The organism is Streptomyces sp. NPDC046716 (assembly GCF_040645755.1).
GTDB lineage: Bacteria > Actinomycetota > Actinomycetes > Streptomycetales > Streptomycetaceae > Streptomyces.
Window position 1 is genome coordinate 40924 of the sequence record NZ_JBEYYU010000053.1, and the last position, 20380, is coordinate 61303.

The 20380-nt window shown below is 72.2% G+C and carries 17 protein-coding genes and 1 tRNA gene; 12 read left to right on the top strand and 6 right to left on the bottom strand.

All coding sequences use genetic code 11. From position 1 onward, the window contains the following. Window positions 1–79: 79 nt before the first annotated feature. Genes aspT (ABZ930_RS31440) through ABZ930_RS31450 form a run of 3 tightly spaced genes read left to right on the top strand, consistent with a single transcriptional unit; the run spans window position 80 to window position 5157 of the window. A complete protein-coding gene (gene aspT / locus ABZ930_RS31440) occupies window positions 80–1756 on the top strand; it encodes an aspartate-alanine antiporter (protein WP_361555272.1) in 1677 nt (558 codons plus the stop codon). Window positions 1757–1766: 10 nt separating this feature from the next. Further along, window positions 1767–3470 carry an aspartate-alanine antiporter gene (gene aspT / locus ABZ930_RS31445; protein WP_361555275.1) on the top strand — a complete coding sequence of 568 codons (1704 nt, stop codon included), beginning with the start codon at window positions 1767–1769 and terminating at the stop codon, window positions 3468–3470. A gap of 37 nt (window positions 3471–3507) precedes the next feature. Further along, complete coding sequence (locus ABZ930_RS31450; RefSeq protein ID WP_361555278.1) at window positions 3508–5157, top strand: bifunctional aspartate transaminase/aspartate 4-decarboxylase; 1650 nt, start codon at window positions 3508–3510, stop codon at window positions 5155–5157. A 90-nt stretch (window positions 5158–5247) separates the two neighbouring features. Here the strand turns inward: ABZ930_RS31450 and ABZ930_RS31455 are convergent, their stop codons facing one another. The 3 genes from ABZ930_RS31455 to ABZ930_RS31465 form a co-directional block, all read right to left on the bottom strand. After that, entirely contained in the window at window positions 5248–6732 is a 1485-nt protein-coding gene (locus tag ABZ930_RS31455) for a cellulose binding domain-containing protein (RefSeq protein WP_361555281.1), read from the bottom strand. A gap of 110 nt (window positions 6733–6842) precedes the next feature. Next, window positions 6843–8243 (bottom strand): HAMP domain-containing sensor histidine kinase, encoded by a 1401-nt coding sequence (locus ABZ930_RS31460; protein WP_361555284.1) that lies wholly within the window; start codon window positions 8241–8243, stop codon window positions 6843–6845. Next, on the bottom strand, window positions 8240–8944 hold the full coding sequence (locus tag ABZ930_RS31465; protein WP_361555287.1) for a response regulator transcription factor: 705 nt from the start codon (window positions 8942–8944) through the stop codon (window positions 8240–8242). The genes ABZ930_RS31460 and ABZ930_RS31465 overlap by 4 nt, the downstream gene beginning before the upstream one ends. Before the next feature lie 174 nt (window positions 8945–9118). On the opposite strand from ABZ930_RS31465, the gene ABZ930_RS31470 reads away from it, so the two are divergent. After that, window positions 9119–9652 (top strand): hypothetical protein, encoded by a 534-nt coding sequence (locus ABZ930_RS31470; RefSeq protein ID WP_361555324.1) that lies wholly within the window; start codon window positions 9119–9121, stop codon window positions 9650–9652. 14 nt (window positions 9653–9666) lie between these two features. Here ABZ930_RS31470 and ABZ930_RS31475 read toward each other — a convergent pair whose 3' ends face one another. Continuing rightward, window positions 9667–10557, bottom strand: a complete 891-nt coding sequence (locus ABZ930_RS31475; protein WP_361555290.1) for a fused MFS/spermidine synthase — start codon at window positions 10555–10557, stop codon at window positions 9667–9669. Window positions 10558–10590: 33 nt separating this feature from the next. Then, window positions 10591–11019 (bottom strand): hypothetical protein, encoded by a 429-nt coding sequence (locus tag ABZ930_RS31480; protein WP_361555293.1) that lies wholly within the window; start codon window positions 11017–11019, stop codon window positions 10591–10593. Window positions 11020–11319: 300 nt separating this feature from the next. On the opposite strand from ABZ930_RS31480, the gene ABZ930_RS31485 reads away from it, so the two are divergent. Continuing rightward, entirely contained in the window at window positions 11320–12690 is a 1371-nt protein-coding gene (locus tag ABZ930_RS31485; RefSeq protein ID WP_361555296.1) for a tetratricopeptide repeat protein, read from the top strand. 170 nt (window positions 12691–12860) lie between these two features. Here ABZ930_RS31485 and ABZ930_RS31490 read toward each other — a convergent pair whose 3' ends face one another. Then, window positions 12861–13454, bottom strand: coding sequence for a histidine phosphatase family protein (locus ABZ930_RS31490; protein WP_361555299.1), 594 nt, complete (start codon window positions 13452–13454; stop codon window positions 12861–12863). A 268-nt stretch (window positions 13455–13722) separates the two neighbouring features. Here ABZ930_RS31490 and ABZ930_RS31495 point away from each other — a divergent pair, with 268 nt between their 5' ends. From ABZ930_RS31495 to ABZ930_RS31525, 7 genes are all read left to right on the top strand, one after another. Next, entirely contained in the window at window positions 13723–14673 is a 951-nt protein-coding gene (locus ABZ930_RS31495; RefSeq protein ID WP_361555302.1) for a phosphatase PAP2 family protein, read from the top strand. Then, a complete protein-coding gene (locus ABZ930_RS31500) occupies window positions 14654–15757 on the top strand; it encodes a hypothetical protein (RefSeq protein ID WP_361555327.1) in 1104 nt (367 codons plus the stop codon). Before ABZ930_RS31495 ends, ABZ930_RS31500 begins: the two co-directional genes overlap by 20 nt. A 37-nt stretch (window positions 15758–15794) precedes the next feature. Next, window positions 15795–17375, top strand: a complete 1581-nt coding sequence (locus tag ABZ930_RS31505) for a hypothetical protein (protein ID WP_361555305.1) — start codon at window positions 15795–15797, stop codon at window positions 17373–17375. Next, on the top strand, window positions 17372–18742 hold the full coding sequence (locus ABZ930_RS31510) for an AAA domain-containing protein (protein WP_361555308.1): 1371 nt from the start codon (window positions 17372–17374) through the stop codon (window positions 18740–18742). Before ABZ930_RS31505 ends, ABZ930_RS31510 begins: the two co-directional genes overlap by 4 nt. A 279-nt stretch (window positions 18743–19021) precedes the next feature. After that, a complete protein-coding gene (locus ABZ930_RS31515; RefSeq protein ID WP_361555311.1) occupies window positions 19022–19372 on the top strand; it encodes a hypothetical protein in 351 nt (116 codons plus the stop codon). A 130-nt stretch (window positions 19373–19502) separates the two neighbouring features. Beyond that, window positions 19503–20117 carry a bifunctional DNA primase/polymerase gene (locus tag ABZ930_RS31520; protein ID WP_361555314.1) on the top strand — a complete coding sequence of 205 codons (615 nt, stop codon included), beginning with the start codon at window positions 19503–19505 and terminating at the stop codon, window positions 20115–20117. After that, a tRNA-Lys gene (locus ABZ930_RS31525) sits at window positions 20108–20181 on the top strand. The genes ABZ930_RS31520 and ABZ930_RS31525 overlap by 10 nt, the downstream gene beginning before the upstream one ends. Window positions 20182–20380: the final 199 nt, after the last annotated feature.

Consider the following 20380-nt stretch of genomic DNA (forward strand, 5'->3'; position numbering starts at 1 on the left):
GGAGCGGCGTACCGGCCCTTATTTTTCCGCTATGCCCGATAAGTCACGTATCTCCGCCCACGAGAGCCACTGAGCCGCCATGGGCGTACTCAAGGACCACCCGGAACTCGTCCTGTTCGCGAGCCTCGCGCTCGGCTACCTCGTCGGGAAGCTGCGCGTGGGGCCGCTCACGCTCGGCGGCATCTGCGGCACCCTGATCGTCTCGCTGCTGCTCGGCGCCTGGACCAAGGCGCAGGTCTCCGACGACGTGAAGACCGTGTTCTTCGCGCTGTTCATCTTCGCGCTCGGCTACATGGCCGGGCCGCAGTTCTTCCGGAACCTCAACAAGAAGTCGCTGCGCTTCTTCGTGCTGTGCGGCATCGAGCTGGTCTGTGTCCTCGGCATCGCCTTCGGCCTCGCCAAGTGGTTCGACCTCGACGTCGGCACGGCCTCCGGCATCCTGGCCGGCGCGGCCACCGAGTCGGCCGTGGTCGGCACCGCGACCGAGTCCATCGGCAAGCTCGGCAATCTGACCGCCGCACAGATCACCGAGTACCAGGGCAACGTCGCCACCGCGTACACGGTCTGCTACCTCTTCGGCCTGATCACGATCGTGCTCTACACGAGCCAGATCATGCCGATGATGCTGCGCATCAACCTGCGCGACGCCGCCCGCGAGCTGTGGGAGCGCACGAAGAGCAGCGGCAGCCTGGAGCCGGACGAGCGTCCGGCGCTGCCGGGCATGGTGGGCCGCACCTATCTGGTGACGACCGCCGACGGCCGCACGGTCGGCGACCTCCAGGAGCACCTCGGTGAGCGGGTCACGATCGAGAACGTCAAGCGCGGCAGCAAGATCCTCACGGTCTCGCCGGGCCTCGAACTCACCCTTTCGGACCTGGTGCTGCTGGTCGGCCGGCGGGCCAATGTGATCGAGGCCGGACGGCTGATCGGCCCCGAGACACCGGGCGTGCCCGGCCTCGACTCGCCGCTCGCCAGCCGCGAGGTGTCGGTCACCGACAAGGCGCTCGAGGGCAAGACGGTCGACGAGCTGCAGCGGACGCACCCCGAGTTCCTGAAGGACGGCGTCTATGTCACCGACATCACCCGCGGCGACACCGACATCCCGGCCAACGGCGACACGGTGCTGCACCGCGGTGACGTGCTCACCCTGGTCGGCGCCCGCTCGGGCCTGAACAAGCTGGTCGCCAAGATCGGCTCGGTGGTCAAGAACGACGCGACCGACTTCATCTATCTGGGCCTCGGCATCGCGGCCGGTTCGCTGCTCGGGCAGATCGTGGTCAAGTTCGGCGACGTCCCGCTGTCGCTCGGCACGGGCGGCGGCTGTCTGGTCTCCGGGCTGCTCTTCGGCTGGTTCCGCTCGCGGTCGCAGACCTTCGGCGCGTTCCCGCCGCAGGCCGCGTCCACGATCAAGGACATGGGGCTCGCGGTCTTCATCGCCTGCACGGGCCTGGTGTCCGGGCCGCAGGCCTGGCCGCTACTCAAGGAGTACGGCGCCCTGCTGCCGTTCGCCGGGATCGCGATGGTGCTGATCCCCGCCACGATCTCGCTGTTCGTCGGACGAAGACTGCTGAAGATCGAGAAGCCGCTGCTGATCGGCGCCATCGCCGGACAGCAGTGCTCGACGCCCGCGATCACCGCCGTCACCCAGGTGGCGCAGTCGTCGGTGCCGCTGCTCGGCTACACGATCACCTACGCCCTCTCCAACTTCCTGCTCCCCCTGACGGGCCCCGTGCTCGTCGGCGTACTCGGCCACTGAGAGGAACGCAGTGATCGACTTCCTCAACCGGAACATCTTCCAGCCCCACCCCGAGCTGCTGGTCTTCCTCACCGTCGCGATCGGCTTCCTCTTCGGGAAGATCCGCTACAAGGCGATCGCGCTCGGCGCCGTCACCGGCTGTCTGGTGGCGGGGCTGCTGCTCGGCGCCCAGTTCAAGGTGACGATCGACGGGACCGTGAAGAACCTGTTCTTCACGATGTTCCTGTTCGCCCTCGGCTACAAGGTCGGCCCGCAGTTCTTCCGCGGCCTGAAGAAGGACGGCCTGCCGCAGGTCGTCAACGCCATCGTCGTCTGCGTCACCGGCCTGCTGGTCTGCTGGGGCTTCGCGGCCCTGCTCGGCTACGGTCCCGGGCTCAGCGCCGGTCTGCTCGGCGGAGCCCTCACCCAGTCCGCCGTGATCGGTGTCGCGCAGGACGCCATCGGCAACCTGCCGGGCCTGTCCTCGGCCCAGGTCAAGAGCGAGAGCAACCTCGTCGCCATCGGCTACGCGGTGACCTACCCGCTCGGCACGATCCTGTGCGCGATGCTCCTGGCCAACGTCCTGCCGAAGCTGTACCGCAAGGACCTGGCTGCCGAATCGGCCGCGCTGGCCAAGGAGCTGGACGCGCCGGACGACAACCCGGACCTCAACGAGGGCTACTACGAGGTCGTGCTGCGGGCCTACACGATCCAGCGCCCCGACATCGTGGGCCGCACCATCGAGGACTTCGAGCAGCAGCAACAGCAGCTCGGCCACCGCATCTACCTCACGCGGGTGCGCCGCGACGGGCAGATCCTCGACCACGACCAGCGGACGGTGCTGCGCGAGGGCGACGTCGTGGCGCTGAGCGCGCTGCGCGGCTCGCTCGTCGACTACGACGCCAGGACCCACATCGGCGGCGAGACCGACGACGTCGAACTGCTCGGCTACCAGACCGAGACGCTGCACGTCGTCGTCTCCGAGAAGGCGCAGATCGGCAGGACCATCGCCGACCTGCGCAAGGAGCCGTTCATGGTCGGCGTCTACATCGACAAGATCTACCGCTCCGGCGCCGACTTCCCGTACCGCCTCTCCTCGAAGGTCGAGCGCGGCGACACCCTCATCCTGACCGGGCCCAAGCGGCTGGTGGACCCGGCGGGCAAGGCGCTCGGCAAGCCCGTGCCGACGTCCTTCGCGACCGACATGATCTGGGTCGGTCTCGGCATCTTCCTCGGCGGCTGCATCGGCATCCCGGCGCTGACCGCGGGCGGCGTCCCGATCTCGCTGTCCACCTCGGGCGGCGCGCTGATCATGGGTCTGATCTTCGGCTGGATCCGCGGCAAGTACCCGACGTACGGCAATGTGCCGCCCGGCGCGCAGTGGTTCATGGACACGCTCGGCCTGTGCCTGTTCGTCGCGGTCGTCGGCATCAACGCGGGCCCGAGCTTCACCTCCGGCCTGTCGACGGCGGGCTGGGGTCTGCTGATCTTCGGCGCGGTGGCGACCGTGATCCCGCTGATCGTCGGCTTCCTGGTCGGCCACTACATCCAGAAGATCCGCTTCCCGATCCTGATGGGCGTCCTCGCGGGCGGCCAGACCACGACGGCGGCGATCGGCGCGATCAACGAGTCGTCCAGATCCCAGGTGCCGACGCTCGGCTACACGATCCCGTACGCCGTCGGGAACGTGCTGCTGACCATCTGGGGCGCCGTGATCGTCCTCCTCCACCACTGAGCTCCGTCCCTGAGCACCGTAAGGAAGCAGACTCCTCATGCCGAAGACGAACCTGACCCGCGAGCAGATCAAGAGCTACGCCCAGCTCTCCCCCTTCGAGCTGAAGAACATCTTCATCGACCTGGCCAAGGAGGCACAGGCCGACCAGCCCGGGCAGAAGGGCAAGTCGAGCGTCCAGATGCTCAACGCGGGGCGCGGCAACCCGAACTGGGCCGCCACCGGCCCCCGTGAGGCCTTCTACGCGCTCGGCTACTTCGCCCTGGAGGAGTCGCGCCGGGTGTGGACGGCCGACAACCTCGGCGGGATGCCGGAGGAGAAGGGCAGCTACGAGCGCTTCGACACCTTCGTGCGCCGCCACCCCGATCTGCCCGGCATCGAGATGCTCGCCCAGTGCGTGCAGATGGGCATCCAGCGGTTCGGCTTCGACAAGGACGCCTTCGTGCACGAGCTGACCGACAGCTCGATCGGCGACAACTACCCGGTGCCGGACCGGATCCTGCACCACACGCAGGAGATCGTGCGCGGCTACATCGCCGACGAGATGTTCGCGAAGAAGCCGCCGGCCGGCGACATCTCGTACTTCGCGACCGAGGGCGGCACGGCCGCCATGTGCTACATCTTCGACTCGCTCATGAAGAACGGGATCCTGCACAAGGGCGACAAGATCGCCCTGATGGTGCCCGTCTTCACGCCGTACATCGAGATCCCCGAGCTGGACACGTACGAGTTCGACGTCACGTACGTCGAGGCCAGCATGTTCGCCGAGGCGGGCGTGCGCGAGTGGCGCTATCCGGAGGAGGAGGTCGCCAAGCTGGAGGACCCGGAGATCAAGATGGTCTGCCTGGTGAACCCCTCCAACCCGCCGTCCCTCGCCCTGTCGCAGCGCGTCGCGAACCAGATCAAGGACATCGTCGCGACGAAGAACCCGAACCTGCTGATCGTCACCGACGACGTGTACGGCACGTTCGTGGAGGGCTTCCGCTCCATCGCAGCGGACCTGCCGCGCAACACGCTGCTCGTCTACTCGTACTCGAAGCACTACGGCTGCACCGGCTGGCGGCTCGGCGTCATCGGACTGCACGACGACAACGTGATCGACGAGATGATCGCGGGGCTCCCGGCGGCGGAGAAGGAGCGGCTGAACAAGCGGTACGGGACGCTCACCCTCGAACCCGAGAAGATCAGGTTCATCGACCGGCTGGTCGCCGACTCCCGTCAGGTGGCGCTCAACCACACGGCGGGCCTCTCGCTCCCCCAGCAGGTCATGCTCGGCCTCTTCTCGCTCTTCGACATGCTGGAGGAGGGCCAGGCGTACAAGGAGAAGATCCGCGGGATCGTCCAGCAGCGCCTCGAACTCCTGCTGGAGGGCGCCCGGATGAAGGTCGCCGAGGACCCGCACCGCGCCGGGTACTACATCGAGCTGGACCTGATGGCGCAGGCCGAGCTGGAGTACGGCGAGGAGTTCGCGGCCTTCCTGAAGAAGGAGTTCGAGCCCGTCGACCCGCTGTTCCGCCTCGCGCAGCAGACCGGTGTGGTGCTGCTCAACGGCGGCGGGTTCGAAGGCCCGGAGTGGTCGGTGCGCGTCTCGCTCGCCAACCTCGACGACCTGGACTACCTGAAGATCGGCCACCATCTGCGGGCGATCTTCGACGGGTACGCGGCGGAGTGGCGGGCCACGCAGGGCTGACGTCGGTCAGCCCCGGCCGGGTGGGGGACTCCGCAGAGCGCCGGCCGGGGCTGCAACCCCCGTATTCCAGTGGCTAGTTGAGCACTGTGGCTAGTTGAAGGCCGCGAACGCCTTCTGGAACGCGTTCGCGCTCTGCTCGATGGAGGAGCAGGTCGGCTGCGCCGAGTTCGAGGCGCCCCCGTCGCACTGCTTGTCACGGGTCGCGGACCACATCGACAGGCCGCCCAGGCCCTTCTCCTTGGCGAAGGAGACGAGCTGCGTGGCGTCGTCGACCTTGAAGACCTCGGACGAGACGTCGTTGACGCCGATCATCGGGGTGATGCCGACGGCGTTCCAGGCGGCCGTGTCGGACAGGCCGAGCGCCGACTTGATCTGGGCCTGCGTGGCGGTCGCGGCCTGCTCGGCGTAGTCGCCCATGTCGCCGCTGTAGGACGCCCCGTAGTCCATCGCCATGACGTTGACGAGGTCGGTGGAGACGCCGTTCTCCTTGGCGTTCTTCAGGAAGTTCACGCCGTCGGACGTCAGGCCCTCGGGCATGACCGGCAGGGTGAAGGAGACGTTCAGGTCCGCGTTGTCCTTCTGGAGCGTCGCGATCGCCTGGGCCCGCTTGGTGTTCGCCGCCGTGTCCGGCAGCGCGCCGCCCTCGACGTCGAAGTCGACCTTGGTGAGCTTGAACTGGTCGATGACCTTCTGGTACGCCGCCGCGAGGTCGGAGGCGGAGGAGCAGGCCTGCGCCAGCTCGGTGCCGGAGGCGCCGCCGAAGGAGACCCGGACGTCACCGCCCGCCGAGCGCAGGTCGCCTATCTGCGCCGCGACCTCGTCGCTGCCGAGGTCGGTGACGCCGCCCCACTTCGGGGCGCAGGAGCCGCCGGAGGTGATGAAGGCGAGGTTGTACTCCTTGACGCCGGTGGCCTTGGAGGAGGCGACCAGGTCGAACTTCGGGTAGAGCGAGGTGTCGACGTACGGGGCGAAGGCGGCGCCGCTCGCGGCGGACCCGGAGCCCGTGCCGGACCCGGACGACTGCGAGGGGCTCGCCGAGGCGGTGGCCGTCTTCGTGGGCTCGGCGCTCTGCGAGGCCGACGCCGAGGCGGTCGGGGACGGGGTCGCCGACTCGGTCGGGCGGCCGCTCGGCTCCGGGGTGGCGCCGTCGTCGACGGAACACGCGGTGTCGTCGATCTTGCACCCGGTCGGGTCGGCGTCACCGGCGACCACGAAACCGACGGTCACCGACTTGCCCGGCGCGATGCCCTCCTTGTCCCAGGAGGCGGGGGTGACGGTGACGTGCTGCCCGTCGGTCTTCGACTCGGCGTTCCACAGCGAGCTGAGCTTCGCGCCCTTCGGCAGGTCGAACTCCAGGGTCCAGCCGGACTTGGCCGAGGCCGTGTCGTTGGTGACGACGTACTGGCCGGTGTAGCCGCCGGACCAGCTGCTGGTCTTGGTGTACGCGGCGCCGACCGAGGCAGCCGACGCGGTGGAGGTGAGGAAGAACGCGCCGCCGCCCACCACGGCCGCGGCGACCACTCCGCCGATCGCCTTGTTCCTGCCGCTGATCCTGCGCCGGTGCGTGCTGCTCATGACGTTCCTGCCTTAGCGATGCGGGGGTGTTGGGGGTGAGCAGCACGCTAGCGATCAGGAACCCGTCAATTCGGGCAAGAAGGAAGGGAGTTGCGGATCTTAGGGTTGGCTTAAGGAAGGGATCGGGAGCGATTAAAGGTCGAGACCAGTCCTTTACGTTCCCGGCCGCGATGTCCGCGTCCCCGGCGCCCCTCGGCGGGCCCCCTGCCGTCCAGCTGCACCCAGATGCGGACCTCGGTGCCGCCCAGCACGGACGAGCCGATCGTCACGTCGCCGCCGGTCGACTCGGCGAGGCGGCGCACGATGTCGAGGCCGAGCCCGGTGGAGCCGACCCGGCCCTCGGCCGAGCCGCGGGCCATCGCGGCCTGCGGGTCGACGATGCCGGGTCCCGCGTCGGAGACCAGCACGATCACGGCGTCCTCGCCGCTGTGCACGTCGACGGCGAAGGCGGTGCCCTCGGGGGTGTGCCGGAAGACGTTGCCGAGCAGGGCGTCGAGCGCGGCGGCCAGCTCGCCGCGGGCCACCGGGATGCGGACCGGCCGGTCGACACCGGCGACCCGGACCTTGCGCCCCTCGTCCTCGGCGAGCGCGGACCAGAAGTCCATCCGCTCGCGGATCACCTCGGCGGCGTCGCAGCCGGCGCCCGGACCGGCCGCGGCGGTCTGCGGCTTGGCGTCGCGGGCCGTACGGATGATGGTGTCGACCTCGCGCTCCAGCTGCTCGACGGCGACGCGGGTCTGCTCGGCGGCGGGACCGGCGCCGAGCGAGGCCGCGTTGAGCCGCAGCACGGTGAGCGGGGTGCGCAGCCGGTGCGAGAGGTCGGCGGCCAGCTCGCGTTCGTTGGCGAGGAGCTGCACGACCTGGTCGGCCATGGAGTTGAACGCGACGGCGGCGAGCCGCAGTTCGGTCGGCCCGTCCTCGGGCACCCGCGCGCCCAGCTTTCCCTCGCCCAGGTCGTGGGCGGCGCCGACGAGCCGCTGGGCGGGCTGCACCATGCGCACGCCGAGCCGGTCGGCGACGGCCACGGAGCCGATGATCAGGGCGATCCCGACGCCCGCGAGGACCACCCAGGCGGTGGTGACGCCGTTGGTGACCTCGGCCTCGGGCACGTACACCTCGACGACCGCGATCTTCGTGGTGCTCACCGCGATCGGCTGGAGCCACACCGAGCCGCCGGGCACGTCGTGCACCGTCGCCCGCCGCACGCCGTCCAACTTCCCCTCGGGCAGGCGCTGTTCGCCCAGCCGGATGGCGGGGTCGCCGCCGCCCGCAGGGACGTAGATGGACATGCGGTCCTCGCCGCCGGTCTGCGCGGTGGCGAGGGCACGGGCGAGCTGGTCGCGGTCGGTGGTGATGGAGAGGGTCGGGCCGAGGGCGACCGCGGTCCGCTCCGCGTTCGAGAAGGCCCGGTCGCGCGCCATCTCCTTGATGACGAGCCCGAGCGGGATCGCGAACGCCACGACGACCATGGTGGTGACGGCCAGGCAGACCTTGACCAGCGCCCACCTCATGGCGCGGGCTCCGGCCGGGGCGGCTCCAGCTTCACGCCGACACCCCGCAGGGTGTGCAGATAGCGCGGCCGCGCCGCCGTCTCGCCCAACTTCCTGCGCAGCCACGACAGATGGACGTCGATGGTCTGGTCGTCGCCGTAGCTCTGCTGCCACACCTCGGCGAGGAGTTCCTTGCGCGGGACGACGACACCGGGGCGCCCGGCGAGGAAGGCCAGCAGGTCGAACTCGCGGCGGGTCAGGTCGAGCGGCGTCCCGTCGAGGTCGGCCTGGCGGCGCAGCGGGTCGATGGAGAGCCCGCCGACCTGGATCAGCCGGGAGGGCGGCTCGGCGCCCGCGCTGCCCCGGGCGCGCCGCAGCACGGCGGCCATCCGGGCGGAGAGGTGCTCGGGCGAGAAGGGCTTGGTGAGGTAGTCGTCGGCGCCGTCGTTGAGCAGCCGGACGATCTCCGTCTCGTCGTCCCGCGCGGTGGCGATGATCACGGGTACGTCGGTGATTCCGCGCAGCATCTTCAGCGCCTCGGCCCCGTCCAGATCGGGCAGACCGAGGTCGAGGATCACGACGTCGAAACGGAGATGGGCGACCTCGCGCAGCGCCTCCAGGGCCGTGCCGACGCTGCGCACGGTGTGCGCGGCGTCGGTCAGGTGCCGGATGAGAGCGGAGCGCACGAACTGGTCGTCCTCGACCACGAGCACACTTGCCATGGGCGGCACCGTACGCCATTCGGTCGATCGGCAGCCTCTTCCGGGTGGAGGTGGACCGCACGGGACAGCAGTGGCGGGTGTGGTGCAGTATGGCCCGCGATGCCATCGACGCCGCCCTCACCGACCCCCCTGTCCGCACCGCCGGCCGCACCCTCGGCACCGGCCGGGAACCCGGTGCGGCGCGGCCTGGTGCACGCGGTGGCGTGGCTGCTCGCGACCGGCGCCGCGGTGACCCTGTCGTGGTGGGGCGTGCACACGGTGATGGCGGGCACGGCCTACGACCCGCCGAAGGCGCTGCCCGTGGCCGGCCAGGACGGTCCCGCCTCGCCGCTCGCGTCGTCCACGCACCGGCCCGAGCCGTCCCCGTCGACGTCGTCCTCGGCGGCGTCCGCGACGCCCTCCCGCCCGGCCTCGACGAAACCCGCGTCGCCGAGCCGTACGGCGCCCGCCGCGCCGCCCTCGTCGTCGCCCGGCGCGTCCTCGTCCGGCACGGTGAAGAGCTACTCGACGGCCGGCGGGCGGGCCGTCTTCGACCTGGGCGACACCTCGGCGACGCTCGTCTCCGCGACGCCGGGCGCCGGCTGGTCGGTGGAGGTGTGGAAGCAGACGACGTGGATCCGGGTGGAGTTCACGTCGGGGACGGACAAGGTGTCGGTGTTCTGCACCTGGCACGACCACGAGCCGTCGGTGGAGATCGCCAACTACTGACCGTCCCCCGCCCGCTATCGGAAGACGGACGGCGGCGGCGCGGGCGACGCCTTCGCCGACGCGTCCGCCACCGGGACCGCTCCCCCGGTGAAGTCGAGCAGCCCGCGGCCGTGCTCCACCCGTCCGGGATGCGGATCGCCGGCCGCGCGGCGGGTCAGCTCGGCCACCGGCAGCGGCAGCGCCGACGCGGCCAGCACCGCGTTGCCGAACCGCTTGCCGCGCAGCACCGTCGGGTCGGCGATCAGGGCCAGTTCGGGGAAGACGGCGGCGGCGGTCGCGATCTGGCCGCGCAGATGCGCCAGCGGCGGGCCGTCGGCGAGGTTCGCCACGTACGTTCCCGTGGGCCGCAGGACGCGCCGCACCTCGGTCAGGAACTCGGTGCTGGTGAGGTGGGCCGGGGTGCGGGCGCCGCTGAAGACATCGGCCACCAGTACGTCGGCCCAGGCGTCGGGCAGCTTGGCGAGCGCCTCACGGGCGTCGGCGGTACGGACCCGGATGCGGGCGCCGGGATCCAAGGGCAGCGCGGTGCGCACCAGTTGGACGAGCGGGCCGTCCCGCTCGACGATCTGCTGGGTGGAGCGCGGCCGGGTCGCGGCGACATAGCGGGCGAGGGTGAAGGCGCCGCCGCCGAGGTGCACGGCCTGGACCGGGCGGCCCGGGTCCGCGGCGAGATCGAGCACATGGCCGATGCGGCGCTGGTACTCGAAGGAAAGATGGGCGGGATCGTCGAGGTCGACGTGCGACTGCGGGGCGCCGTCCAGGTACAGGGTCCAGCCGGCGGGCCGGTCCCGGTCGGGTATGAGCTCGGCGAGCCCACCCTCGACGCTCTCCACGACGGGCTCCCGGGAGCCCCGGCCACCGCCCTCGCTCCTGCGCGCCTGCTGCTTCCCGCGTGACCTCGCCATTCGCCCATTATCCGCGGACGGCGCGGCGTCGGCTCAGCGGCAGTTGTCGGCGGCCTCGATCAGGCGGGCCGCCTCGTCGAGGGCGGCCCGCAGCACGGCCGGGTCGGTGACCAGGTCGGCGGCGCCGGTGCCGTCGGAGTCCGGCGGCAGCAGCCAGCCGGTGCCCTCGACCGGCGGGGCGAGCCGGGCGCCGCGTCCCTCGGTGTGGGTGCAGGCGCTGCCCGGGACGTCCCAGCCGTCGGCGGTGCCGGGCGGGACGAGGAAGCCGAGGGTGGCGCCCCCTCCGTCGTGCAGCACCGGACCGACCGGTTCCGCACAGCCGCGGCGCAGGATGTCGACCGCTTCCAGCCCCTGCCGGGACGGGACGGTGACCAGGTCGCAGGCGCCCGGCGGCTGGTCGCTGCGTTCCTCGGTCGGACAGTGCTGCGCCGTCGATGTCGTGGGCTGTGTCGCGTCCAACACGTCGGCCCCTCCTCGTGTCAGATGGGGTTTCGCGCATGGTTCAACGCGCCGGAACGTCAACCGGCTACGGCGGCACGCCGCCGCAAAGGATGGCAGTTCATGGCGGATCGTGGGTGAGATATCCGTTTTGTAGCCAAACCCTGCGTGTCGGACCCGTCGCAGCCGGTACCTTCGAGCCTCGCCGGAACAAGGACCAGCACGCCGCGTCGAGGTGTCCGTTCCACCGCGCCACCGCGCCACCCGTCACCTCGGCACCGTCTCCCTTGGTGTCCGGCACGGTTCGCACGGGAGGACCCGCTCATGACGTCGTCTCCGCATCTGTCCGATGCCCCGGCGCCGCCGCCCCCACGACCGAATCTCGCCTTCCGGGAGCTGCGCGGTCAGCGCTCTCCGGGCGAGTTCGCGGCCGCGGTACGGCGGGCGGCGCGCGAGATCGGCGAGCGGGTCAGCTGCGACGCGCGCTACATCGGACGCGTGGAGGCCGGCGAGATCCGCTGCCCCAACTACGCGTACGAGCGGGTGTTTCTGCACATGTTCCCCGGCCGGGACCTCGCGGACCTGGGGTTCTCGCCCCGCTCCGTGGTCCGGGGCCGGGGCTCGCGCCCCACCGTCCCGGCCCAGCACAGCCCCCTGCACGACCCCCAGCACCACGAGGAGAGCGACGTGCGACGTCGCGCGTTCATGACCGGCATGACCGGCTCGACGGCCACCGTGGCCGTCGCCGCCCTTGCGCCGTTCGGCACCGCCCCGCAGCAGGTCCCCCAGGACCGGCACCCCGCACGCGCGGGGGTCGGCGCCGTCGAGGAGGCGATCCGCCGGATCCGGCTGCTCGACGACCGGCACGGCGGCGACGGCCTGTACCGGCGCGCCGCGGCCCCGTTGCGCACCGCGTTCGAACTGCTCGACTCGGGGGCGGCCTCGCGCGAGGCCGCCGACCGGCTGCAGGCCGGCGCGGGCGAACTGGCCATCTCCGTGGGCTGGCTGGCGCACGACTCGGGCCGCTTCGACGACGCCCGCTCGCACTACGCGGAGGCGCTCGCGACGGCGCGGATGGCGGGGGACGAGGCGCTGGAGGCGCACGCCTTCTGCAACACGGCGTTCCTCGCCCGGGACGCGGGGCGGCCGCGCGAGGCGGTCCGGGCGGCGCAGGCCGCCGCGCGGGTGGCCGCGCGGGTGGGCTCGCCGCGGCTGCTGTCGCTGCTCGCGCTGCGGGAGGCCGGAGGGTGGGCGGGCCTCGGCGACCAGCGGTCCTGCGAGCGGTCGCTGGCGCGGGCGCAGGCCCTGTTCGCGCGGGGCGGCACCGACTCCGACCCGGAGTGGATGTCCTTCTACGGGGAGGCCGAGCTGGAGGGGCTCGAGTCGCAGTGCTGGTCGGCGCTGGGCTCCTGGGACCGGGCGGCCCGGCACGCGCGGCGGGCCGTCGCCCTTCAGGACCCGCACTTCACGCGGAACATGGCGCTGTACACGGCCGAGCTGGCGGACGATCTGGCCCGCGCGGGGCAGCCCGACGAGGCCGCTGCCGCGGGGGGCCGGGCGCTGTCCCTGCTCCGGGACGTCCGGTCGTCCCGCATCGAGGGGATGCTGGCGACGACGGCCCGCGTGCTGCTGCCGCATCGCCGGGCGTCGGGGGTCTCGGCGTTCTTGACGTCCCATGCGGAGTCGCGCCGCTGAGGTGGGGTCGCGATCCGGGTGCGCCACCGTCGTGGCTGGTCGCGCAGTTCCCCGCGCCCCTGAAGGCTGCGCTGCGCGCGCCTTCCCCTGGGCGAGCGGAGCTCGCTTCAGGGGCGCGGGGAACTGCGCGAGAAGCGGCCACCGGGCCGCAGGCGAACGACGACCGCGGGTCAGGCCAAGTGGCCCGTTTCGTTCCAGGACTCGATGGCCGGGTCGCCGTAGGCCCAGCTCAGGATCGAGAGCGAGGTGGGGTTCAGGCGGACGCGGGCCGCGAAGTCGAGCGGGAGGCCCAGCCAGCGGGCCCCGATGGAGCGCAGGATGTGCCCGTGCGCGAACACCAGGACGTCACGGTCGGCCTCCCGGGCCCACGCGACGACCTCATCGGCCCGCGCGGTGACGTCGCCGATGCTCTCCCCGTCGGGGACACCGTCACGCCAGATGAACCATCCGGGCCGCATCTCCTGGATCTGCGCCGGCGTCAGCCCCTCGTACGCGCCGTAGTCCCACTCCATCAGCGCGTCCCACGAAGCGGCCCGCTCCCCGAACCCGGCGATCTCACAGGTCTCGCTCGCCCGCACCAGCGGAGACGTCCGCACCTCGACCCCGTCCAGCCCGTCGTACGGAGCCCGGTGCAACCGCTCGCCGAGCAGCTTCGCCCCGCGGCGGCCCTCTTCCAGGAGCGGAATGTCCGTCCTGCCGGTGTGCCGTCCGGACAGGGACCACTCGGTCTGTCCGTGCCGGGCCAACAGGATGCGCGGTGCCATACGAGATGCGCCTTTCGTCGGGAAGGGGCGCGAGGAGTGTGAAGAGCGCGCCGGGGAAGGACGGGAGGGAACAGGATGAACAGGAGGCAACGGGAGTGTCGCCACTTCCATCATCGCGCAACAGCAACGAGGACGGTCGGCTGGGCAACCCGCCGCGTGATCCCAGCGTCTACGAGGGTCAGGGGTCGCCCACGCAGACCCCCACATACGCCTTAGGGTGGGCACGTGGCCAGAGGCCGCCGGACGAGGAAGAGGGGGAGCGGCCCGCATGTCGCAGACCGACCACGCACCGCGCACGGAGGCGATACCGGGCGTACGGCTTCGATGGTGGACCGAGCTTCCCCTGATCGTGCTGGTGTACAGCGCGTACACCGCGGGCCGGCTGCTGGCCCGGGGTGACGTACAGGCCGCCGTCGACCACGGCGTGTCGATCCTCAGAGCCGAGAAGGTTGTCCGCCTCAATCTCGAGCACCCGCTGAACCGTCTCTTCACGCGCGAGGCCTGGATCGGCGTCCCCGCCGACTTCTGGTACGCCTCGCTGCACTACGTCGTCACGCCGGCCGTGCTGATCTGGCTCTTCCGCCGCCGCGCGCATCTCTACCGCACGGCCCGCACCTGGCTGATGACCTCGACGATGATCGGTCTCGTCGGCTTCACGCTGCTGCCGACCTGCCCGCCCCGGCTGCTCTCCGCGTCCTACGGCTTCGTCGACACGATGGCCCAGTACAGCTCCTACGGCTGGTGGGGCGGCGCGGCCAGCGCGCCCAAGGGCATGGGCGGGATGACCAACCAGTACGCGGCGATGCCCAGCCTGCACGTCGGATGGGCGCTGTGGTGCGGCTTCATGCTGTGGCGGCACGGCGGCAGCCGCTGGACCAAGGCGGCGGGCGTCGCCTACCCGCTGATCACCACGATCGTCGTGATGGGCACCGCCAACCACTACTTCTTCGACGCGCTCGCCGGCGCCGCGGTGATGGGCGTCGGCCTGCTGCTCACCAAGCCCGTCCAGCGGCTCGCGGCGCTGGTCAAGGAGTGGGCCACCGGTCTGGTCGGCGGGACGCGCGGCGGTCCGGTGACCGCCCCTTCCGCCACACGCTCCTCGATTGTCAGTGAGGAATGCCAGACTTCGCCGGGTGAGCGAATTCCCCGACAGCGCAAGGCCGCAAGCCGACCGCAGCCCCGCGACACCGGCGACGGGGCTGCGGCACCGGCTCGCTGAGCTGCGCGGCCCCGACACCCCGCCACGCCCGCTGGACGCCCGAGCCCTGGCCGCCCTCGCGGCGAACCCGGGGTGCAGTCGCCGCGCGCTCCTGGACGGCGCGGGTGTCGACAAGGGCCGGATCGCGGACGCACTGGGCGCACCGGCCACCTTCGGCCAGTCCCAGTTCGCCCTGACGCGGGGGAACGCGTTCGAGGCGAGAGTCAAGGCCGACGGCGGCGCCGAGCTGCTGCGGCTGGTGCACGCCCGCGTCGACTCCGCGGCGCCCGAGCCGGTCCCCGGCCTCGTACGGACACCCGACCTGTCGGCGATCGGGCCCGAGGGCCGCACCGCGCGCACCGCGCTGGCACTGCGCGAGGCGGTCGGGTCGGCCGCCGAATCCGGTACGTGGACGTTCCTGGACCATCCGATGGTGGCCCTGGACGTGGCGGGCAGCCCGGCGTTCCTGGAGCCGGACGCGGTGGTCGTGCACCCCGACGGCAGCTGGACGGTCGTCGAGATCAAGTCCTTCCCGATGATCGACGGCGCGGCCGACGCGGCGAAGGTCGGCGCGGCGGCCCGCCAGTCCGCGGTGTACGTGCTGGCGCTGGAGCGGATCGCGGAGCGCACGCCGGGCGCGCGGGTCCGGGACCGGATCGTCCTCGTCTGCCCCAAGGACTTCACGAACCTGCCGGCCGCGTCCGCGGTCGACGTGCGCAAGCAGTGCTCGGTGACCCGGCGCCAGTTGACGCGGCTGACCCGGATCGAGCACATCGCGGCGGCGCTGCCGCCCGGCACCGTCTTCGACCCCGAGCAGCCGTCGAAGGAGCTGACGGCGGCCGTCGAGTCGGTGCCCGCCGCGTACGCGCCGGAGTGCCTGGCCGCGTGCGAGCTGGCCTTCCACTGCCGGGACCGCTCCCGGGCGGCGGGCGCGGTGACGAGCCTGGGCCGGCCGCTCCGCGCCGAGCTGGGCGGTCTGACGACGGTGGACGCGGTGCTCGCCGCGGCGCACGGCGAGGCCGGAGACCCCGAGGACCCGACGGTCGCGGCGCTGCGGCGCGCGGCCGCCCTGCGCGCGGAGGCCCTCGGAGGCGCCCGGTGCTGACCTCGTACCCGACCGTCCGCCGCGAGGAGCCCACCGCGTGAGCCTGATCAACCACCTGGCCCGGCTCGAGGCGACGAGCACCGGCCGCGCCCAGCCCACCGCCACCGTCCGCCACCGCCATCTCTCCCAGCGGCCCCTGGTCCTGGTGCCGCTCACCACCGCGGGCGAGACGGGCGCCCCGCTCGGCGCCCTCGTCGGCACCGAGCGCACCTCGCCGCGTCTCCTGGTCGTGCCCCAGCCCCGCGACCGCGATCTGCGCTTCGCGTTCCTGACTCAGCTCGCCGAGACGGTCCTGCCGTACATCGACGGGTACGCGGCCGACGTCGAGCTGACCGAGCGGGCCGAGACCGACCCGGCGACGAACAAGCGGGTCAAGGTCGAGGTCGAGCTGTGCGCGGACGCGCCGCAGCTGATCGTGCCGAGCCGGGCGGGCATCGAGTTCCTCCGGCTGCTCGGCCGCTCGATGCGCTTCCGGCGCACCGCCGAGCAGGACCCGGAGACGCCCTATCCCGCTCCCCCGCACGTCCCGCTCCTGGGCCGCTGGCTGACGCACTTCGGCGAGCGGTCGAGAGTCCCGGGCTCCGCGCTGCTGCTGGCCATGACGGACCTGCTCTCCCGGCACTGGGCGACGGGCCAGTCCAGCCTGGAGGACCAGCACCTCGGCGCGCTGCTCGCGTGGGTGGAGGCCCCGGAGGGCGCCTCGGGCGCCGAGGCCGCGTTCCGTGCCGAGCGCGGCCGGGACGCGCACGGCCAGCTGCTGTGCCCGCCGGCCGGACCGGCCACGGACCCGGCCTTCGACAACAAGCTGCTCGCCCCCGCCATCGAGCGCTACGACAAGGCCCGTACGCGCCTGGCGGCCGCCGAGGACGCGGTGGAGGCCGACGGCCGCCTGGCCGAACTGACCGCGGCCGAGCGGGAGCTGCACGCGCTGGTCGAGTCCCGCACCCGGCCCACCTGGGACGCGGTGTGGCGCGGCCTCGACGCCCTGTGCACGCTGCCCGAGGGCCCGCGCGCCACCGAGCGCTGGACCCGCGACCGCTGGTCGTTCACCGGTCACCGCGACCGGGTCGCGGCCGGCGAGCCCCCGCAGCCGCGCCGCGACGACGCGGTGACGGCGGCGAACAAGCTGGCGACGCGCGAGCGCGAGCAGGCCCGGCTGGACGCCCAGGAGGCGCTCGACGACCCCCTCGTCATGGCGGGCCGGCGGCTCGCCGGGGAGGCGCTGGCCGGCGAGGTGACGGAGGTGGTCCCGGCGTACAACGAGAAGAAGCGCCCCCGCCCGCTGATCACCCTGCGCACGGACGACCGCCCGCACCTCGGGGAGCGCGTGAAGGTGTACCGCTCGCTGGACGGCAAGGCGCAGACCGCCGAGTTCGTCTCCTACGAGGCGGAGGGCACGGTCGTGCTGCGGCTTCTGGACAAGATGGGGCGCGGCAAGGAGCCGGACCCGGGTTCGGTTCCGGACAAGGGCGACCGGGTGTGCTGGACGCTGTTCGAGCACGAGCAGCGCGGCGGCCCGAAGCTGCCCGAGCCGGAGGAGACCCCGTGGACCCACGGCGGCCCGCCGGGCGCCGGGGCCGAGGCGCCGGACAGCGTGACGAAGGAGGACATCCTGTGACGACCACCAGTGCTCCGCCGACCGCCGACGACGTCTTCGACCCCGGCGCCGAGGCCGCCCGCGCCACCGCCGAGATCCTGCACGACACCCTGCACAGCGAGGCGCGGGGCGTCGTCGTGGACTCCCCGCCCGGGGCGGGCAAGTCGACGCTCGTCGTGCGCGCGGCGCTCGAACTGGCGGACGCGGGCCGCCCGTTGATGATCGTCGCGCAGACGAACGCGCAGGTCGACGACCTCGTCCTGCGCCTGCACGAGAAGCGCCCCGGGCTGCCCGTCGGCCGGCTGCACAGCAGCGATCCGGACGCGTACGACAAGTCGCTCGACGACCTGCCGACGGTCCGCCTCTCGACCAAGGCCGGTGATCTGGCGCCGCTGCCCGTCGTCATCTCCACGGCGGCGAAGTGGGCGCACGTGAAGGTCGAGGACGCCGGGGGCCCGTGGCGGCACGCGATCGTCGACGAGGCGTACCAGATGCGCGGGGACGCGCTGCTGGCCGTGGCCGGGCTGTTCGAGCGGGCGCTGTTCGTGGGCGACCCGGGGCAGCTCGACCCGTTCTCGACGGTCGGCGCGGAGCAGTGGGCGGGGCTCTCCTACGACCCGTCGGCGTCGGCGGTCTCGACGCTGCTCGCCCACAACCCCGAGCTGCCGCAGCACGAACTCCCGGTCTCCTGGCGGCTTCCGGCGTCGGCGGCGCCCCTCGTGTCGGCCGCGTTCTATCCGTACACGCCGTTCCGCAGCGGCACCCGGGAGGGCGATCGCACCCTGGAGTTCCGTGCGGCGTCGGACGGTTCGGGGGTCGACCGGGTCCTCGACGAGGCGGCGCGGGCGGGCTGGGGCCTGCTGGAGCTGCCCGCCGCGCACACGCCGCGCACGGACCCGGAGGCGGTGCGGGCCGTGGCGCTCGTGGTGCGGCGCCTCCTCGACCGCGACGGGGTGACGACGTCCGAGCGCGGGCCCGACGCGTCGCCGCTCACCGCCGACCGGATCTGCGTCGGCACGGCCCACCGCGACCAGGCCGCCGCGGTGCGCTCCGCGCTGGGCGGGCTCGGCGTGCACGGGGTCACCGTCGACACGGCGAACCGGCTGCAGGGGCGGGAGTTCGACGTCACCGTGGTGCTGCATCCGCTGTCGGGGCGGCCCGACGCGACGGCGTTCCACTTGGAGACCGGGCGGTTGTGCGTGCTCGCCTCGCGGCATCGGCACGCGTGCATCGTGGTGTGCCGGGCGGGGGTCGCGGACCTGCTGGACGAGCATCCTTCGGCGGAGCCGGTGCAGTTGGGGGTGACGGTGAAGTTTCCGGACGGCTGGGAAGCGAATCACTCCGTGTTGAGCCGGTTGTCGGAGCATCGGGTCGCCTGGGGGGCGTGAGGGTCGGGTGCGGCTTGCGTCGTGGCTGGTCGCGCAGTTCCCCGCGCCCCTGAAGGCTGCGCTTCGCGCGCCTTCCCCTTGAGGCTGCGGCTCCGCCGCGCCTCCCCCACAAGGCGCCGCACGGGGCGCGCCTCTCTTGATGAGATGGCGCACGAAGTGCGCATCTCAGGGGCGCGGGGAACTGCGCGAGAAGGTCCACCGGCCCGCGGGCGGGATACGGCCCTCTTGCGGGAGCGCGGAGAATGGGTGGGCAGGATGTCTAGCACGAGGAGGAACACCATGGCGGAGCCCGAGCGGCAGCGCCAGCCGCGGTTGCGGCCCGCGCCGTTGGTCTTCGAGCCCGCGGAGGCCGCCGCAGACCCGGAGCACTTCTTCGACCTGGAGTCCGTGGAGGACCCCCGGGAACTGCTCTCCCGCGCCACGGAACTGACCCACGCGTTTCGCGCCGCGGCCGACCGCTCCGTGGAGTTCCAGGCCATCGCGGCGGCCCAGCTCGCCGACCCGCGGCGGTTCGACCGGCTGACGGCCGCGGACATCGCGGAGCGCGCCGAGTGGACCGAGGACTACGCCAAGAAGATGGTCGAGTTCGGCCGTGACCTGCTGCGCGGCACCGCCGAGCCGACGGCCTGAGTCAAGGTCAAGATCGTTTGGCATATGCCAGAGGGGCAAGATACTCCACCCCGCCCCCTCCTGTCCTGATTTCTCGCAACCCTTTGGAGCTGCACCCTCACCCCCTGTAGATGTAGAAAACATGAGCGCCATGCCTCCCCCCGTCGCCCCCGCCCCCACCGCCCACGCCGCGGCCCACGACCGCTTCGACGTCTCGGGTGTCACGCCCGAGGGCGCGGCCTGGCTCGCCTCCGCAGGAACGTATCCGCGCTCCGCGCTGGCCCACTGGGAGTCCCGCCCGACCGCTCCCGTCGTGCTGCCCTGCGGTTCCGTCTTCGACGTCGTGAACGTGCCCTCGATCTTCGGGCGGCGGATGTTAGACCGGCTCTGGGACGAGGGGCCGGGGTCCGGGCCGGTCGCCGCGCACCGGGGGCGCATGCTCCTGTTCGCCGCGCCGGGGACCGCTCAGCGGCTGCCTTCGCTGCTGGGCTGGGAGGAGTGGGGGCCCGCGGTGCCGCCGCTGCTCTGTCACGGCAGCGGTGACGCGGTGACCGTGCCGGCGCCTTCGGTGCCCGCCGAGCCGCATCAGCCGTCGCGTTGGGTGGTCGCTCCCGACACCCGTCATCCCTGGTTGCCGGGGGCCGAGGTGTTGCTGTGGGCGTGTGTCCGGGCGGCCCGGGCCGCCGCCCACTCGACCGTCCAGGTATCGATTTTTCCTGCCGCCGATCTCAGTGCTAATGTCTACGACGTCAGCCGGCGCCATTAGCTCAGTTGGTTAGAGCAGCGGACTCTTAATCCGCGTGTCCGGGGTTCGAGTCCCTGATGGCGCACCTGAAACGAAGGCCTCCCGTTCGCGCGGGGGGCCTTCGTCGTTGTCGGTCGGGTGCGGCCCGGCGGGGCTTCTCGCGCAGTTCCCCGCGCCCCTGAGATGCGCACTGCGTGCGCCATCTCATCAAGAGAGGCTGCGCGCAGCGCATGCCTCAGGGGCGCGGGGGCGGTACTCCGGCGCCTCGTTCGCGTACAACCTGG

Coding starts and splice junctions, on each gene's coding strand:
- ABZ930_RS31460 (WP_361555284.1), bottom strand. CDS start 8,243: ATGAGGTGGGCGCTGGTCAAGGTCTGCCTGGCCGTCACCACCATGGTC.
- ABZ930_RS31455 (WP_361555281.1), bottom strand. CDS start 6,732: ATGAGCAGCACGCACCGGCGCAGGATCAGCGGCAGGAACAAGGCGATC.
- ABZ930_RS31475 (WP_361555290.1), bottom strand. CDS start 10,557: ATGGCGAGGTCACGCGGGAAGCAGCAGGCGCGCAGGAGCGAGGGCGGT.
- ABZ930_RS31515 (WP_361555311.1), top strand. CDS start 19,022: ATGGCGGAGCCCGAGCGGCAGCGCCAGCCGCGGTTGCGGCCCGCGCCG.
- aspT (WP_361555272.1), top strand. CDS start 80: ATGGGCGTACTCAAGGACCACCCGGAACTCGTCCTGTTCGCGAGCCTC.
- ABZ930_RS31450 (WP_361555278.1), top strand. CDS start 3,508: ATGCCGAAGACGAACCTGACCCGCGAGCAGATCAAGAGCTACGCCCAG.
- ABZ930_RS31485 (WP_361555296.1), top strand. CDS start 11,320: ATGACGTCGTCTCCGCATCTGTCCGATGCCCCGGCGCCGCCGCCCCCA.
- ABZ930_RS31490 (WP_361555299.1), bottom strand. CDS start 13,454: ATGGCACCGCGCATCCTGTTGGCCCGGCACGGACAGACCGAGTGGTCC.
- ABZ930_RS31495 (WP_361555302.1), top strand. CDS start 13,723: ATGTCGCAGACCGACCACGCACCGCGCACGGAGGCGATACCGGGCGTA.
- ABZ930_RS31465 (WP_361555287.1), bottom strand. CDS start 8,944: ATGGCAAGTGTGCTCGTGGTCGAGGACGACCAGTTCGTGCGCTCCGCT.
- ABZ930_RS31520 (WP_361555314.1), top strand. CDS start 19,503: ATGCCTCCCCCCGTCGCCCCCGCCCCCACCGCCCACGCCGCGGCCCAC.